Source organism: Litoribacter ruber, assembly GCF_018449405.1.
GTDB lineage: Bacteria > Bacteroidota > Bacteroidia > Cytophagales > Cyclobacteriaceae > Litoribacter > Litoribacter ruber.
The window spans coordinates 50,455-67,730 of record NZ_JAHCMY010000003.1 but is presented as its reverse complement, the minus strand read 5'-3'; the positions used below and the strand labels follow the sequence as shown (position 1 = coordinate 67,730).

General features: G+C 47.4%; 12 protein-coding genes. 5 read left to right on the top strand and 7 right to left on the bottom strand.

From position 1 onward, the window contains the following. Positions 1-83: 83 nt before the first annotated feature. From KI659_RS07350 to KI659_RS07330, 5 genes are all read right to left on the bottom strand, one after another. Positions 84-1,538 carry an alpha-L-fucosidase gene (locus KI659_RS07350; RefSeq protein ID WP_213944712.1) on the bottom strand — a complete coding sequence of 485 codons (1,455 nt, stop codon included), beginning with the start codon at positions 1,536-1,538 and terminating at the stop codon, positions 84-86. A gap of 8 nt (positions 1,539-1,546) precedes the next feature. Beyond that, positions 1,547-3,838 (bottom strand): GH92 family glycosyl hydrolase, encoded by a 2,292-nt coding sequence (locus tag KI659_RS07345; protein WP_213944711.1) that lies wholly within the window; start codon positions 3,836-3,838, stop codon positions 1,547-1,549. Continuing rightward, positions 3,835-6,183 carry a glycoside hydrolase family 3 N-terminal domain-containing protein gene (locus tag KI659_RS07340; RefSeq protein WP_246535320.1) on the bottom strand — a complete coding sequence of 783 codons (2,349 nt, stop codon included), beginning with the start codon at positions 6,181-6,183 and terminating at the stop codon, positions 3,835-3,837. The genes KI659_RS07345 and KI659_RS07340 overlap by 4 nt, the downstream gene beginning before the upstream one ends. A gap of 178 nt (positions 6,184-6,361) precedes the next feature. Then, positions 6,362-8,275 carry a beta-N-acetylhexosaminidase gene (locus KI659_RS07335; protein WP_213944710.1) on the bottom strand — a complete coding sequence of 638 codons (1,914 nt, stop codon included), beginning with the start codon at positions 8,273-8,275 and terminating at the stop codon, positions 6,362-6,364. A gap of 272 nt (positions 8,276-8,547) precedes the next feature. Beyond that, the gene (locus tag KI659_RS07330; RefSeq protein ID WP_213944709.1) at positions 8,548-10,149 is read right to left on the bottom strand and encodes a sodium:solute symporter family transporter; all 1,602 of its coding nucleotides are present in this window, start codon (positions 10,147-10,149) and stop codon (positions 8,548-8,550) included. A 129-nt stretch (positions 10,150-10,278) separates the two neighbouring features. Here KI659_RS07330 and KI659_RS07325 point away from each other — a divergent pair, with 129 nt between their 5' ends. From KI659_RS07325 to KI659_RS07315, 3 genes are read left to right on the top strand one after another with little or no spacing between them, the layout of a single operon-like run. Beyond that, entirely contained in the window at positions 10,279-10,806 is a 528-nt protein-coding gene (locus tag KI659_RS07325; RefSeq protein ID WP_214162290.1) for a dihydrofolate reductase family protein, read from the top strand. Positions 10,807-10,855: 49 nt separating this feature from the next. Beyond that, on the top strand, positions 10,856-11,710 hold the full coding sequence (locus KI659_RS07320) for a carboxypeptidase-like regulatory domain-containing protein (protein WP_213944707.1): 855 nt from the start codon (positions 10,856-10,858) through the stop codon (positions 11,708-11,710). Positions 11,711-11,765: 55 nt separating this feature from the next. Next, a complete protein-coding gene (locus tag KI659_RS07315) occupies positions 11,766-13,694 on the top strand; it encodes a glycoside hydrolase family 13 protein (RefSeq protein ID WP_213944706.1) in 1,929 nt (642 codons plus the stop codon). A gap of 95 nt (positions 13,695-13,789) precedes the next feature. Here the strand turns inward: KI659_RS07315 and KI659_RS07310 are convergent, their stop codons facing one another. Next, positions 13,790-15,097 (bottom strand): M20/M25/M40 family metallo-hydrolase, encoded by a 1,308-nt coding sequence (locus KI659_RS07310; protein WP_246535319.1) that lies wholly within the window; start codon positions 15,095-15,097, stop codon positions 13,790-13,792. A gap of 82 nt (positions 15,098-15,179) precedes the next feature. Here KI659_RS07310 and KI659_RS07305 point away from each other — a divergent pair, with 82 nt between their 5' ends. Continuing rightward, entirely contained in the window at positions 15,180-15,992 is an 813-nt protein-coding gene (locus tag KI659_RS07305) for a cyclase family protein (RefSeq protein WP_213944705.1), read from the top strand. 228 nt (positions 15,993-16,220) lie between these two features. Here KI659_RS07305 and KI659_RS07300 read toward each other — a convergent pair whose 3' ends face one another. After that, positions 16,221-16,412 (bottom strand): cold-shock protein, encoded by a 192-nt coding sequence (locus KI659_RS07300; RefSeq protein WP_213944704.1) that lies wholly within the window; start codon positions 16,410-16,412, stop codon positions 16,221-16,223. 175 nt (positions 16,413-16,587) lie between these two features. On the opposite strand from KI659_RS07300, the gene KI659_RS07295 reads away from it, so the two are divergent. Continuing rightward, on the top strand, positions 16,588-17,238 hold the full coding sequence (locus KI659_RS07295) for a DUF2306 domain-containing protein (protein ID WP_213944703.1): 651 nt from the start codon (positions 16,588-16,590) through the stop codon (positions 17,236-17,238). Positions 17,239-17,276: the final 38 nt, after the last annotated feature.

Sequence of the window (17,276 nt, the reverse complement as noted above, 5' to 3'; positions counted from 1 at the left end):
GACAGTCGACTGTCAACAGTGGACGACTCGTTTTAAAGTACGAAGTTAGAAGTAAGATGTAAAAAGGTTTTACGTACTATGGTCTATCGACTATTGTCCGCCAAAAACACCTTCATCTGCGAAATCAGTGGCGTCTCTAGGTAATCATCAACGCGGAATCTAATGGCAGTAGCCTGGGTATCGTCGAATCGGAGAATTCTTTTGTAACCTATGGTGGTTTCTGAGGCAATGGGCTGCCATTGGCCGTTTTGCTTGGCTTCAAGGGTAAAGGATTTTACTCTTTGGCCCAGAGGGATATGCTCCTGTACCCAGAAGCGGTTGAAAGTGATCTCTTGGCCAAAATCCACCTCTAGGACCTCCTCATTTACAATCCAATAAGTGGCCATGTCGTTGTCCAATACATTTTCGGGACCGTGCTGGCCTTTGGAGGGGGAGAGAATTTTTACCTGCCCATCTTGGAGCAAATCAACCGAAAAGTCCCGCATTATACGGGCGGCCATTTCCTGTAGCGCCTGAACATCGTTTTCGTGGATCAAACCGCGGGTATCAACGGGAAAATTTAAAAGCAGGGCGCTATTCCTGCCTACACTGTTGTAGTATATATCCATCAGCTCCTCCGAGGTTTTGACTTTGTCGTCCTCTTCAGGATGATAATACCAGCCCGGCCTGATGGACACATCGGCCTCGGCCGGAACCCAGTGGGTTCCATCTTCCTGACCGGAAGCGTAAAGCTCTGCATACTCGGGCATACCTGCATACACCGAATCCCGCATCAGATACGACCAGGTAGTGGGATAGGCATAGCCCTTTTCATTTCCCACCCAGCGCACATCCGGCCCGGCATCCCCAAATATTACCGCATTGGGCTGCAGCTCCCTGACCAGGGCATAAGTATTTTCCCAATCATAATACGACCTCTTATCCACCCTCCTTTCCTCGTTTGCACCGCCATAGTACCCAGTTCCGCCATTTGCACCGTCAAACCAGACTTCGAAAATGTCCCCGTAATTGGTAAGCAACTCCTGGAGTTGGTTGCGCATATAAGTGATGTATTCCGGCTTGCCATAATCGGAATGGTTACGGTCCCAGGGGGAATAGTACAACCCGAGCTTTAAACCGAATTCTTCACAGGCCTCTGCCAGCTCGGCGATCACATCCCCCTGCCCGTCTTTCCAAGGGGAGTTTTTTACCGAATGTTCGGTGTATTGGCTTGGCCAAAGGCAAAAACCGTCGTGATGCTTAGAAGTAAGGATCACTCCTTTCATACCCGCATCTTTCATCTCCTTTACCCATTGCCGGGTATCGAGTTCGGTAGGGTTGAATTTCTCTGGACTTTCATCCCCCAGCCCCCACTCCATATCAGTAAAGGTGTTGATGCTGAAATGGACAAAGCCGTAAAACTCCATTTCCTGCCAGTCCAGTTGACGATGGGAAGGCAAGGGCAAACTGGTTTCAGCCACCCTGGATGGCTCCTGACAAGAGGCAAGCCCAAAGAGCAGGAGCAAACTGATAATCTGAACTGGGGCAATGTATTTCATAATTCTGTTCAATTTATGTTGGACCGGGCACGGTCAGTAGTGTGTGTACCCCAGTAAGGGGAAGGGGATGGGCCCATTTGGATTTCCAAAACACCACCTTTTATGAGGTCTTTGTGATGGAAATAATTTCTGGTGTATTCTTGTCCATCCCATTTCATGGATTGGACATATATGTTTTCAGGACTATTGTCCTTAACCTTGATCTCAAAAACCTGATCATCCCCTACCCGAATCTTTGCATGGTTGACCAATGGGCTGCCAAAAACGTAGGTGCCGTTTGCCGGGTTGACCGGATAAAAGCCCAGAGAGGAAAGCACATACCAGGCAGACATCTGCCCCACGTCCTCGTTGCCGCTGAGGCCGTCGATCTGGTCTGAATAAAGGCTGTCCATGATATGACGGGTCTTTTCGGCTGTCTTGTAAGGCTGTCCCACATATCCATAGAGATAAGTCACATGGTGACTGGGCTCATTTCCATGTGCATACTGCCCGATCAATCCCGTAATATCGCTGGAGGCCTCCTCCCCCATGTCGCCTTCGACTATAAACAAGCTGTCCAATTTGTTGGCAAAAGCCTCTTCACCGCCCAGCAATTCCATTAAACCTTCCACATCATGGGGAACAAGCCAGGTGTATTGCCAGGCATTTCCCTCACAGAAATCATCTTTCATGTGTCGGGATTCAAATGGGCTGAAAGGTGAACGCCATTCGTTTTCACCTACCCTTCCGCGCATAAAGCCTGAGGTTTCGTCAAAATAGTTTTTGTAATTGGATGCTCTTGCCATGAAATAGCGGTAATCCTCCTCTTTCCCCATGTCCTTGGCCATCTGAGCAATGCTCCAATCGGCCAGTGCATACTCCAGACCGCTGGCCACCGTTTCCACAGCTTCATCCGCGGGTATATACCCGAGAGATTTTAAGCTGCCCAATCCATCCTCATCCCGCATGGCAGTGGCTTTTATGGCCTCATACGCTTTGTCCTCATCCATCTTGATACCTTTCCTAAAGGCGTCTACCAGCACTGGCACGGCACTGTAACCTACCATGGTATTGGTTTCATTTCCCATCAGGTGCCACACGGGCAGTTTGCCTTGTTGCTCATAAATATTCAGCATGGTCTGCATCATGTCGGCAGCCCTTTCATGCTGGATAATGGTGTAAAGCGGATGGGCGGCCCTGTAGGTATCCCAAAGTGAAAAAGTGGTATAATTGGTATAACTGTTATCCTCGTAGACTTTACCATCTGCCCCACGGTAAGCACCGTTTACATCGTTAAAAATAGAGGGGGCAATCATGGTATGATAGAGCGCGGTGTAAAAAGTCCTCATTTGGTGAGGCTCATTGAAGTCCGCCTGAATCAACCTCAGCTCCTTTTCCCACTTTTCATCAGCCAATGCTACTGTCTGGTCAAAATCCCAATGGGCAAGCTCTTCCTCCATATTCATAAGAGCGTTTTCGGCACTGACAGGCGAGATTGCCACCTTCAATAAAATCTGTTCCCCCTCCTGGGTGTCAAAGTGGGCTACGGCCTTCACTTTTTTGCCCTGCCTAGACTCATTTGTACTCGCCTCTCCGTTCTCATGGGTTTCCCAGCTTTTGATGGGTTTGGAAACCTTGGCCGCAAAAAACACCTTTTGGTCCTTGGCCCAACCGCTGGAATGACGGTGTCCTATCAATGTTTGCTCATCGAGCATTTCCACATAGGTATCGGTAGCCCTATCCCAGCCTATGCCTTCTTCCAGATCAATGATCAATTTGGCATCTTCTGCCTGCGGAAAAGTATAGCGGTGGAAGCCTACCCGTTCGGTGGTGGTCATTTCTGCATCGATGGCATACCGATCGAGATGCACTTGGTAAAATCCTGCTTTTGCTTTTTCCCCATGATGGGAAAAATACGAGAAATAACCCGTCTCCGGCTTTTCGGCTTCCCCTTTCCGGATTTTAACATCCCCGATGGCCGGCATCACCAGGATATCCCCAAGATCCCCAATGCCGGTCCCGCTCAAATGCGTGTGGGAAAAACCAATGATGGTCGAATCGGAATAATGGTAACCGGAACACCAGTCCCAGCCCTCCGTAATATTCACCGGCCCCAGCTGCACGGCACCAAACGGGACATTGGCACCTACAAATACATGCCCATGAAAACCGGAACCAATAAACGGATCAACGTAATCCGTAAGGCGGATGGAAGAAAGGGAATTGTCACTTGCCATTTCCTCCTGCTGACAGGCTACCAGACCTGTCAGGAAAATGGAGAGAAAAAGCGTGCAAAATAAATTAGGCTTGATAATTTTCATTTCACTGTAAATTTTTCCTTTAATCGAATATCTCTGGATGATGCGCCGATCATGATTTCAAATTCTCCGGGCTCCACCACCCAGTTCATCTCCATGTCAAGAAGCTGAAGATCATTCTTGCCCAGTTCAAATTTAAACGCCTGAGTTTCCCCTGCTGGAATCGCCTTTCGCTTAAAACGGACCAATTGCTGAATCGGGGTGACGGTGGAACTGACCAAATCATTAATATATAGCTGCACGATTTCTTCTCCATCCATTTCGCCCTCATTGGTCACTTCAAATTCAATAGAAATCCTTGGACCATCTATCCCACCCATCACATTGATGGAAAGATTTTGGTATTTAAAAGTAGAGTAGCTGAGCCCATGACCAAAAGCATAAAGCGGCTCGGCACTCCCCTCCACATAATCATGCTTCACAGGAGCTTTGTAATTGTAATAGACGGGGAGCTGCCCCACAGAGCGGGGAACAGAAACGGGCAGTCTGCCTGCTGGGTTATAATCTCCAAAAAGCACATCCGCAATGGTATTTCCACCCTCCTGCCCCGGATACCAGGCATCCAAAATAGCCGGCACGTTTTCTTCAGGCCAGTTTAGCAAAAGTGGCCTACCTTTGATCAAAACCAATACGGTGGGCGTTCCAGTAGCCTGAACGGCCTTTAACAGGGCCAGTTGATTCCCCATCAGATCGAGTGACAACCTGTCAAAGCCCTCACCGCTTTCCATATCACTGATCAGGCCTTCGGTTTGGCTCACCTTAGCTGCACCCGTATCCTCATGTTCAATGCTAAAATCCCGCGCACTGCTGCCTCCCAACACGACCACCGCCACATCTGAATTTTCGGCTAATGCTACAGCTTTCTCGATCTCATCTTGGGAGGTTTCCCTAATGGCTGTTCCTTTAATATAAGTGACATTCTCAGTCCCGACTTTATTTTGAATCCCTTTAAGCACGGTGACAATGTTTGATTCTTCCTGAGGGGCGGTGTAATCTCCCAGCTGGTTGTAAATATTGTCGGCATTCGGCCCAATCAAGGCTATCTTTTTCAAGTCCTTGCTTAGGGGCAACAGGTTGTTTTCATTTTTCAATAAAACAATGGACTCTTTGGCGACCTCTCTGGCAAGCTGGACATGCTTATCATTCCTAACCCCTTCCCGGGCTTTCTCAGGATCTACATACGGATTTTCAAACAAGCCCATTTCAAACTTTAACCGAAGCACATTACTGACAGCCTCATTTAGCAGCTTTTCGTCCACCATACCTTCATTAACAGCATTGACAAGGTTTCGGTCGAAGCCGTTTCCACCCAAATCTGCATCCACCCCTGCCAACAAGGCCAACTTGGCGGCCTCCTCACCAGTAGCGGCCACCTTATGACTTCCCCTTAAGCCGCTGATACTTCCCAGATCGGAAACCACAAAGCCCTCAAAACCCCATTCATCGCGCAAGATTTCACGAAAAAGGTAGGGGTTGGCCGTACTGGGAATTCCGTCAATGGAGTTATAAGAAGTCATGATGGACTTGGCCCCTGCCTGAATGGCCGCCTTGAAGGGAGGAAAATAACTGGAATGTAACTCTCTCAGTCCCACGCTCAATCCTGACCCGTTATGCCCGCCCTCAGGCACGCCATATGCAGCGAAATGCTTCAACGTGGAAGCCACATTAACCCCACTATTCAGGTTTTCACCCTGAAATCCCCTCACCATGGCCACGCCCATTTGACTGTTGAGATAAGGGTCCTCCCCGTAAGTTTCCTCCACCCGTGACCACCGTGGCTCGCGGGCCAGGTCAAGCACGGGCCCATAACCGATGTGGCCGCCTTGAAGCCTGACCTCTTCTGCAATGCTGGACGCCATCCGCTGTATCAAATCCGGATTCCAAGTGCTAGCCTGTCCAATGGAAGTAGGAAAAACTGTCGCGCCAATGGCCATATGCCCGTGGGGAGCCTCTTCGGCCAACAGCAAAGGAATACCCCAGCGGCTTTCCCGAATGACAAATTCCTGAAGGGCATTGGTGGCTTCTGCAGCTGTTTTGGGATTCAGCCCGTTCTGGAGGGTCTTCTGCGTCCAGGGGTCTGCCCTCAGGGTAGCCCACAGGGAACCGATATGCCTGTTTCGGACTGCGTCTCTAAAAGCCGCACTTGGCTCGATAGATTCACCACTATTGTCATACATTTCCCAACCAAGCAGCGTGGAAAGTTGACCAACTTTTTCCTCCAGACTCATCTTGCCCAGTAAGTCCTCCACCCTCTTTTCAATAGGTTGCTCAGGATCCTGGTAGATATTCTGGGCTTTTCCCGTGAGGGCAAAACACATGGAAAGAAGTAATACTAAACTCTTTTTCAAAACTGTATATATCTAATTTGATTATCCGCCATATTGGTTGCCTGCAAGCAAAGGCAAGTCACTTTTTTCCATTTAGTTAGATGGACAGAAGACCGAAGACGGAAGAGGAGACTGTTGCTGTTACACATAAATTCTAATTAAACCTTGCGCCTTCGCTCCTTTGTGGCAAAAGCTCTTTTTATTCTTCCTCTATTTCTTTTGGTCCCTCGGCCGTCAACTCTAGGCTATACATGGCGCTGGACCTATCATCAGGTGTTACCACAATGTAATTTAAGCGAGTACTTTGAGGGCCTTTGGGGTAATGGGGCAAGGCAAACGGCTCTTCATAAGGCAGGGCAGTATGATCAGCCCGCTGGCCATCAATGGTGTAAAATATTTTCGAGCCTTTCACCCGGGATTCCATCCTGACTTTATGGCGCCCTTCCCCATCACGATCTATGGTGACTATGGCTTCTGGAATCCTAAAATGAACCCCCATTCTTTCCAGTTCCTGCAGCCTTACTGGCAAACTCTGCCTGGAAAATCTTTCAAAATCCTTCTGTTCTTCCCCCAACCAGGCGATCTCGGATAAGGCAAGCAAGCGTGGAAAAATCATGTATTCCAACTTATTGTCGGAAGGGATGTATTCGGCCCAAAGATTGGCCTGTACACCCATAATATGTTTTTGCTGCTCGGACGAAAGGGCTTCCGGACGAGGGGAGTAATGATAAACCTTCTCCAGAGGCAAATAACAACAGAAGTGCAAAGGCTCGGTAGATTTCCTGCCCTGGGCATGATCGAGATAAAGGTGGCTGTTGGGGGTCATGATCACATCGTGGCCCATTTTTGCCGCTGCAATTCCCCCTTCCTCTCCTCGCCAGCTCATCACAGTGGCATTGGGGGCCAATCCACCCTCCAAAATCTCATCCCAACCGATAAGGTTTCTGCCATTTTCATTTAAAAATCTCTCTATTCGGGTGATAAAATAGCTCTGCAATTCATGTTCATCGGCCAAACCTTCCCGCTCAATCACCTCTTGGGCAATAGGGGAGGTTTTCCAATGGTCTTTGGGCACCTCATCCCCACCGATGTGGATATATTCGCTGGGAAAAATATCCATAACTTCGGTAAGCACATCTTCCAAAAATTGAAAGGTCTCTTCTTTTGGCCCATAGATGTTGTAATGCACGCCCCAGTACCCTGGCACCGCATCGGATATCTCATTGTTCAAGGGCTTTCCGTCTTTGTCCACCGCCGGAATGCTGCCCTTGAGCGGTTTGCCGTCTTCCATGGGGAAACTTCCAAACTCAGGGTATGCGGCCAAAACTGCCGAGCTGTGTCCGGGAAGCTCTATCTCGGGGATTACGGTAATATGGCGCTTAGCGGCATAGGCAACAAGCTCCCTAGCCTCCTCCTGAGTATAAAACCCACCATGGCGTTTTCCATCATACACAAATGGCTTGCTGTATGGCCCCACGATGGTGCTGTCCCTCCATGCGGCGATTTCAGTGAGCTTGGGGTACTTCTTTATTTCCAGCCTCCAGCCCTGATCGTCCGTAAGGTGCCAGTGCAGGCGGTTGAGCTTGAAATACGCCATCAGGTCCACCATTTTTTTCATTTGGTCCAAAGACCTAAAATGCCTGACCACATCGATCATCAACCCTCTGTAGCCAAACTCAGGCTTATCTTCAATTTCAATTGCCGGGACGAGGAGGGCACCCTCCTTTCCTTCCTCTACAAGCTGAACCAATGAAAAAAGGCCATACAGCAAACCGCTTTCAGAACCTGTGATGCTGACTTCCCCCGCTTTTGCAGAAAGCCGATATTGCCCTTCACCAAGCGTCTCATCTCTTATTAAACCCACTTTTTTTGCGGCACCTGAACCGGAGCCCTCGAATTTAAACCCATACAGATTTTGCATGAAATCATTGAACACCTCAACTGTGCCACTATCCACCCCATCACCTGCGGCTATGCTCCAGCTGCTGTCAATTTTGAAGGAGCCATTTTTATACTCATAATGATATGGGTGAGGAATAATGGGCATTTGTTGGCAGAACGCCTGAAAGGCCATCAATTGGATTATGCCTAGGAGCAAAAAGAATTTGTTCATCAAAGGGTGAAGGTTACAGGGTTGCTAAAAGCTTTTAACAATTTAAATATCAGGTAAATTAGGGAATTTAGCAAGGGGAATGTTAAAAGGGTACTAAGTACTAGGTACTATGTACTAAGTATTTCTCAAGCATCTAATGTTTAGAGTGATATTTACCGTTCTATTTCTTAGCATATTGGTTTAGAAGTTTATTTCCCGGCGCTATTGCGCTGCGGGAGGTTTAGGAGTTTAGGTGCAAGGCGACGCAATGGTTCACGCAAAACTATAACAACCTATCCCAACCAGATTACCATTGCCAGAGTAAGGGCCAGGATGGTAGCGGCCCAGAACCTGAAGTCCTTGTACCAGGGAAGGCCTTCCATGTTGCGGAGTTGGTCTTTCCAGTCGCTGGGGTGAATGGTGTTGGATTGCAGCTTTTCTCTCTCCGTTTTGGGAGTCAGGAAGCTAATCGTGATAAACAGGCTGAGACTGAGGAGCAACATGAGGCCAGTGGAATAGAGAAACTGAATGTCAATAACCTCAAATATTTCCCCTATAAAGAAAACAGCCAATCCAATGGGGGCGCCTATAATTAGGGTGTAGAAGGCAGCCTCCCTGGTGGCCCTCTTCCAAAACAACCCGCCCAGATATACCACCACTACTGGCATGGTGATGTGCCCGATGAAGGATTGGAAGTATTCCACTATGCCGTCAAACATGAATATAACCGGCGCCCACAAGGCCGCCACCACCATAAAAACCCCGACAGTGACTTTGCCATAGATCAGCAGCTTGCCCTCATCTACAACGATCTTTTTCCTTTTGAGAAAATCATTTACCACCAGCGAAGAGGCCCCATTCAATACAGAATCCAGGGAAGACATGAGGGCCGCGGCTAGGGCTGCGAATACCAGGCCCCTGATGCCCGTAGGCATAAAGTCAAAGGCCAAAATAGGCCATATTTGGTCGGCATCATCCAAATCGGGATAGATTGCCCTTCCCATAAGCCCAGGAAGTATCAGCAGGAAAAGAAAGGGAAGTTTCATAAAAGCGGCAAACAGCACCCCTCCCCTGCCGTGGTTCAGGTTTTTGGCGGAGAGCACTTTTTGGACCACCACATGGTTGGTAGCCCAATAATAAATCCCAATCCAGAAGACTCCGGTAAATACTCCCGGCCAGGGCAAAAACTCATCATCGGCAGGCTTGAAAAGCTTAAAGCCATCTTGCGGGGCTGCCTCGACCACCGCCTGCCAGGAACCTAGTTCCTGGAAACTGAAATAGAAAATAATCCCCCCGGCAATCAGGAGCAGCACTCCCTGTATGGTATCGGTGATCATCACAGCCCTCAATCCACCCAAAATCACATAAATCCCCCCTAAAAACGTCAGCCCAGCGATCAAAACCCATGTGGGGGCGGCCGGAAAAAGCAACCCCAAAGTGACGGTGCCGGCAAAAAGGGCACCTGCACTGTCAATGAAAAGAGCCGTAAAAATGGTAAACCCGGAAAACAGGTACCTAGTTTTGGGATCATATCTCCGCTCCAGGTATTCGGGGATGGTCTCCACACCGGACTTGAGGTAAAAGGGCAGTATGAAGAAGGTGAACAGTATCAAAAGCAGGGAGCCCATCCATTCATAATTCCAGACTGATATGCCATCGTAATACCCGGCTCCGGCCAGTCCAAGGTAAGATGCCCCAGAAAGATTAGCCGCCATCAGTCCAAACCCCACCAATGGCCACGTTGATGCCCTTCCCCCCAGGAAAAATGACCCGGATGACTTCTCCTTTCTTCCCACATAAAACCCCAGCCCAAGGATGAAAACTATATATACTGCAACTACTATGTAGTCTATGGTTGCTAATTCAAAGCTTGGGGCAGAGGTTAGGAGGATCATAGGCTGTTTCGGTTGTACTATGTACTATGTACTAAGTAGGTAGATGATTGTTTTGAACAGTCGACCATGGACAGACAACCTTGTAAAACCTTATTTAATTTTTAACTTAGGGTAATCACAACATTTCTTATGCGCAAGGTCATCTTATTTATCGCTATGAGCGTCGACGGATATATTGCCAAGAGCGACGACAATTTGGATTTTCTGCAGATGGTAGAAAGGCCGAATGAGGACTACGGCTATGCCGACCACCTCAACAATATAGACACGATCATATGGGGCAGAAGGACCTTTGACAAAATTCTGAAAATGGAGGGTAAGGTGCCGCATGTGGACAAAAAGATCTTTGTGGTTTCCAAGTCCGAAACGGGAAAGCGGGAGCATGCAGAATACCATCCCGACGCGGTCGGCCTGGTCCATTATCTCCAGAGCCAGCCCGGCAAGGATATCTATTGCGACGGGGGCGCACAGCTCGTGACCGAGCTACTCCGCCACCAACTCATCGACCGCCTCATCATCAGCATAATCCCCCACCTGCTCGGTGATGGCATCCGATTATTTAAAGAAGGCAATTTGGAGCAGAAGCTGATATTTAAAAGAAGTATAACCTATCCCTCTGGGTTGGTGCAGGTGTGGTATGATGTTAAAAAAGAATAATTAAACCCAGACTAATTTAACCTGGCTTTTATTATTTGTATGTTCAGGCATGAGATCTTGGATTACAATTGGCTTTTTGAGTTTTTTCACTTTTTCTGCATACTCACAAACTACGGAAATTGCGGGAATAATTTTTGACCGACATTCGGAAGAACCTATTCCTTTTGTGAACATTGCGCTACACAACTTCCTTCTTGGAACTGTCTCAGACTCTTCTGGCCAATTTACTTTAAACATTCAAAATGCTTCAGCATATGATTCCATTGAGGTCAGCAAACTTGGTTTTAAACCAAAAAAGGTTTTAATTCAGTCATTTTTGACCAATGAAGAAAGCGGAGTTACAGCTATCTTCTTGGACCAGCAAGCATTGGAAATGAATGAATTTGTAGTTACTGCCAAACCTGGAACCAAGCTTAGACAAATAGGTAGGCTCAAATCAAAATCCAGATTTGGATTCGCTTTTAACCCTATGAAAACAAATGCAACTGAGAATTTGGGAAGAGAGGCAGGAATCAAAGTGGATAGCAAAAACCTTCCCTTTACAATACGTCAAGTCAAGTTTAATCTAGCCAATAATCAATTAGATCATGTGGTTTTTAGACTGAATATCTATAGGGAAAGTTTAGAAGAAATGGGACTTCCTGGCGAAAAAGTATTTGAGAAATTATTTGATGTAATCAACCAGGAGAAAGGTGAAATTACCGTGAAACCCAATGACCTTCAGTTTTCAGAGACAATATGGGTAACCATTGAATTTGTAGGTTTTAATAATGATCAAAAAGCTGGCATCCTCACTATGCCAGTAGCCTTTCCATTTGGCAAGACAATCACTCGTCAAAATAGTCTAGGGGAATGGGCACTAATTAGTGGAGCTCCCAGTATAATGGTCGAAATTGAAGGCTAGATCGAGTTTTATTATAGAAATCTTTATCTTCACTTTTCAAACCAAACCTATTGACATGATAAAGATTTCCCGATTATTCCCCTTATTCCTAATCCCCTTGCTTGCGGCATGTGCTATTGACAGCAGCAAAAAGGAAATTGTAGAATCTCCCTCCACCCCCTTTGACGCGCCTCCCGCATGGGCCAAGGAAGTAGTCTGGTACCAGATTTTTGTGGAGCGATTTCGCAATGGGGATCCGGATAATGATCCCACTCCGGAGGATATGGAGGGGGCATATCCGGGGTTTGTGCCCGAAGGGTGGAAGATTACACCCTGGACGCAGGACTGGTTTAGGCCCGACGATTATTTTGCCAATATGGATGGCAAGCAGGGCATAGGGGGCCACCCCATCACCGGGTTTGACCAGAAACTTCAGGCGCGTAGATATGGCGGTGACCTTCAGGGAGTGCTCGACCAGATGGATTACCTGCAGGAGCTTGGGGTGACGGCCATATATTTCAACCCGCTAAATGACGCCCCTTCATTGCATAAGTATGATGCAAGGCATTGGAGACACATAGACCGCAACTTTGGCCCCAACCCAGCAAAGGACAGGGAAACAATGGCCAATGAAGACCCTACTGACCCCGATACCTGGGAATTTACGGAGGCCGATAAAATGTTTCTCAAAGTGATTGAAGAATTTCACAAAAGGGGCATCAAGGTCATTCTGGATTATTCCTGGAACCATACCGGCCACACTTTTTGGGCCTGGAAGGATGTGTTGAAAAACCAGGAGAAATCGCCTTTCGCCGAGTGGTATGAGGTCAAACAATTTGATGACCCAAATACACCTGAAGATGAATTTGAGTTCAGCGGCTGGGCGGGTGTTCCTGACCTGCCGGAAATCAAGAAAACACAGTACATGGACCATGCTGATGGTATCCGCGCCTATGAGGGCAATCTTTACAGCCAGGAAGTGAAGGAGCACATTTTTGCCATCACCCGCCGTTGGATGGACCCTAACGGTGACGGCGACCCGTCTGATGGGGTGGATGGTTTCCGGTTGGATGTGGCAGCCGAAGTTCCTTTGGGCTTTTGGAGGGAATATAGAAAAGTAGTGCGCGAGGTCAATCCGGATGCCTTGCTGCTCGGTGAGGTCTGGTGGGAACAGTGGCCAGAAACCATGATAGACCCGGAGCCTTTCCTGAGAGGGGACATCTTCGACTCCAACATGAATTACCGCTGGTACCGTGCGGCTAGGCATTTCTTCAACGCAGCGCCGGATGAACTACCTGCATCTGCATTTGTGGACAGTTTGGAGTTCTTTCGCCATAATTTACGGGAGGAAAGCAATTATGCCCTGATGAACCTGACAGCCAGCCATGATGTGCCCAGAACCCTGACTTCGCTTTTCAATAAAACCAAAAACAAGTACCAGGCAAAACCTGAAGACAATCCTGATTATAAAATCCACAAGCCGGATGAAGCCACCTATGCAACTTTGAGAATGCTGTTGGCACAACAGTTTACCTATATTGGTGCACCACACATTTACGCCGGGGATGAAATGGGCATGTGGGGCCCGGATGATCCTGGAAACAGGAAACCACTGATTTGGAAAGACTACGATTTTGAACCGGAATCCACCCATCCACTTGGTAAAGACAGGCCAACTGACGAAGTAAAGTTTGATGAGGAACTGTTTTCATATTATCAAAAACTGATCGGCATCCGGGCGGACAACCCTGCGTTGGTGCATGGCTCAATTGATTTCATTCTGACTGATGATGGCCACAAACTTTTGGCCTACAGCCGAAAGCATGACTCAGAGGAAGTCATTGCTGTATTCAATGCCGGCAATGAAACACAAATCATTAATCTCCCTACGAAAAATGAAGGTTCCTATGAAGATGTTCTTGGAGGTATAGAAGTTAGAAGGGAAGGAGAAAATCTTGTTTTGGAATTGCCCGGCAGGACCGCCGCGGTGCTAGTTGGAGAGTGATTTTTTAATACAGATTACACAGTTAAACACAGATTGGGATATACTTCTGTGGCCATCTGTGTAATCTGTTTTTATTTTTTATGCTCTTTTCCCCTCTAATTCTCTGTCAATCTATAGAGCAAAATTGCCGTGCGCTTCACGATATCTTCAACCGTACTCAAATCGACTGTCTCTCCCGGAGCGTGGGCTTTGGTGCCCATGACCCCCAGGCCATCCAGTCCGTCCACATATTCTGCAATGAAGGAAATATCCGCAGCTCCACGCCTTCCGGGATCGTAGGCCTTCACTTCCCCCTGTTCCAATTCTTGGCTTATTTGGCTCAGTGTGGCCAGCAAGGCCTTATTCCCCTCTGTAGGAGGCATGGCTGGGTAACCATCCTCAAATGTGATCTCCGCCTGGGTCTGAGGCAGGTTTTCTGCTACGATTGCTTTCATTTTCTCCCTAGCCCGCTCTTTTTGTTCTTCTGATAGAAACCTGAGATCACCTTTCACTATGGTGGTGTTGGCCACCAAATTGGTTTTCCCAGAAGCCACCCCGGCTGTCCCCCCATCTTTTAGCTCCACTTGGGTGCCGCCCAGAATAAGCCCTGGATTGTAGGTCAGGTTTTCCTCCTGCAGTTCCTCATAAAAACGGTTCAATATCCTTGAAGCTTCATAAACGGCTCCTGCCCCACTGCCTTCCCTAAAAATCCCCGAGGAATGGGCTTGTTGCCCTTTCACCTGAAGCTCCCAGCTACTGCTGCCCCTTCTGGCAACGGTAGCATAATTGAACCCAGTGCCGGTCTCAAAACCCAAGCCTATATCACTCCTTTGGGCCAGCTCTACAATATCCTTTCTAGTTATATCCAATGGCCGCCCAGGTGCTTCTTCATCTCCGTGAAAAATCACGATGATGTTGCGGTTTTTCAGTTCATCGGCCTCCTTCATGGCTTTTAGGGCATATAATATAACCATGTTTCCACCTTTCATATCGTTTACTCCGGGGCCAGTAGCCGTGTTTCCTTCCCTCGACCATTTCTGAAAGGGGCTATCAGGTTCAAATACTGTGTCGATATGGCCGATGAGAAGCAGGGTTTTCCCTTCTCCCCCCTTGATCTCACCTATCAAATGCCCTCCACGCTCAATCCCCTCCGGCATATCCACCCAGCGGGTTTCAAACCCAAGCTCATCCAGCATTTCCCTGTAAATGGCTCCCACCTCTTGAACTCCTGCGGGATTATAGGTGCCACTATTGATGTTGACTGTCTTTTCCAGAAAGTCAATGGAGGCCTCATGGTTTGCCTCCACCCGATCAAGAATCTTTCTTTCAGCAGTACTAATCTGTTGCCCTTGGCTCCAAATAGGCGAGAGACAGAAGATAGGCAAAAGCATCATTTTTAGGAAATCCAGCGGAAGTTTTATCATCGGGTTATGCGCTTTAATTTGTAAATTGAAGTACTTAATCTAGTCAAAGTTTCGATAAAGTAGAAATTAAACCCACAATTCTATGAGACAATGGTCCTACCTTTTCATACTGTTTCTTTTTTCCTGCATGCAAAACCAGCAGGAGTCCTTGACTTCCCTTACTTTCCCGGAAGAAGGTAAATGGGTGGACCTGAGCCATGATTTTTCCTCCGAAACCCTCTACTGGCCTGCAGAACCGGAAGGGTTTCGGATTGACACAGTGGCCGAGGGGATGACCGATGGGGGATACTATTACTCGGCTTTTTCCTTTTGTGCCCCTGAGCATGGTGGGACGCACCTGGATGCCCCGATCCACTTTGCCGAAGGCCGCAAAAGTGTGGATGAGTTGGACCTCGAGGATCTGACAGGACCAGCTGTAGTGGTTGATGTTTCCGAAAAAGCATTGGCGGACAGGGATTATCTGGTAACACAAGCTGACATTCAGGACTGGGAAAAAGTGCATGGCATCATGCCGGAAAATATAATTCTCCTGATAAAAACCGGGTTTGGGCAATTTTATCCGGATGCGGAAAAATACATGGGCACCGAAAAGAAGGGAGAAGAGGGGGTGGCCAACCTACATTTCCCGGGTCTGGACGGGGAGGCTGCGGCCTGGCTGGTGAAGGAAAGGAAAATCAAGGCTGTCGGCATTGATACCCCCAGTATAGATTATGGCCAATCGAAGGACTTTCTTGCCCATCGGAAGCTAATGGAGGAAAACATCCCGGCATTCGAAAACGTGGCCAATCTCGACCAGCTCCCGACAAAAGGAATCTACGTAGTGGCTTTACCCATGAAGATCAAAGGTGGCTCAGGGGCTCCACTGCGCATTATCGCACGAGTACCGGTGGACTGAAGAAAAGGGGCACAAGGGCATGAAGGAAAAAAGGCCACAAAATCGTCGCACTGAGACTCGACCATCCCAAAAAAAGGTTAAACAATCGAAAACAATTAAAATGGTAGCAAAGAGCGGTGGGTGCTGAAAGTACTTGGTACCTGGTACTTCGTACAAAGCATTTCCGGCACAAAGAAAAAGGCCATCTCCTAATGGAAATGGCCTTTTCAATTCTTGATAATTTATAAATTATACACGGCTTACATTTACCGCGTTTAATCCTTTTCTGCCTTCTTGAAGATCGTAAGTAACCTCATCATCTTCTCTAATCTCGTCGTTCAAACCTGATACGTGCACGAAGTACTCTTTGTTTGAATCTTCTTCAATAATGAATCCGAATCCCTTCGCATCATTAAAAAATTTTACTGTTCCTTTGTTCATAATATTTGTTATTTATACCCAAAGCTACATACTCTAACCCACATTAGTTCAACCATTTTGATATTTATTTTAAAACACGGCTCATAAACGTTTAAACGTACTTTATTTATAAATTAAATATTTTTGTGATTTCTAAAATTCGTAAATTTAGTATGAGTTTATACCTGCCATCGGAATGGAAAAGGTTTCAAAATATAGCCTGGTTCTATTGACCATTCTTTTGGTGGCCCTGTTAATGCATGCCTCCATTTCTGAATTAAAGCTCTTGGTTGCCGTCCAGTCCGATGAGGAGCTGAAAGCCTCGAAATCCTTTCAGTATCAATACCCACTTTTTCATGTTTTAGCCTTTCTCCATATCCCGGTAGGTTTGATATTCTTAGTGACTGGTGGGTATCAATTCATTCCTGTTTTCAGAAAAAGGTATCACCAGACACACAAAACGGTAGGGAGAATATTTTTGGTTTCCAGCCTAATTGTTTCCAGTACAGCTATAACAATGGGCATATTTTATCCCTATGGAAATTATCTGGAAAGCCTGACCTCAGCAGTTTTCGGCACCTATCTGCTTGCCGGCACCTACTGGGCCTATCTCCATGCGAGAAAGCGGAATTTCGTCCAGCATCAAAGGTGGGTAATCAGGGTTTACTTTATTTCCCTTTCGGTGGCCAGCATACGGATTATCGCCGCGATGGGCATAATCATGACCGGCAAAAGCCTGCAGGAGGTGCTGGGAGTATCTTTTGTTATGGCATTTCTGCTTCACTTTTTGGCCGTGGAAGTCTGGATCAAATATCAGGGGAGGGTCTTGAGAACTCCACTGGGATAAAAACGTGCCTTCACACTTAGCATATTTAAACAATATTC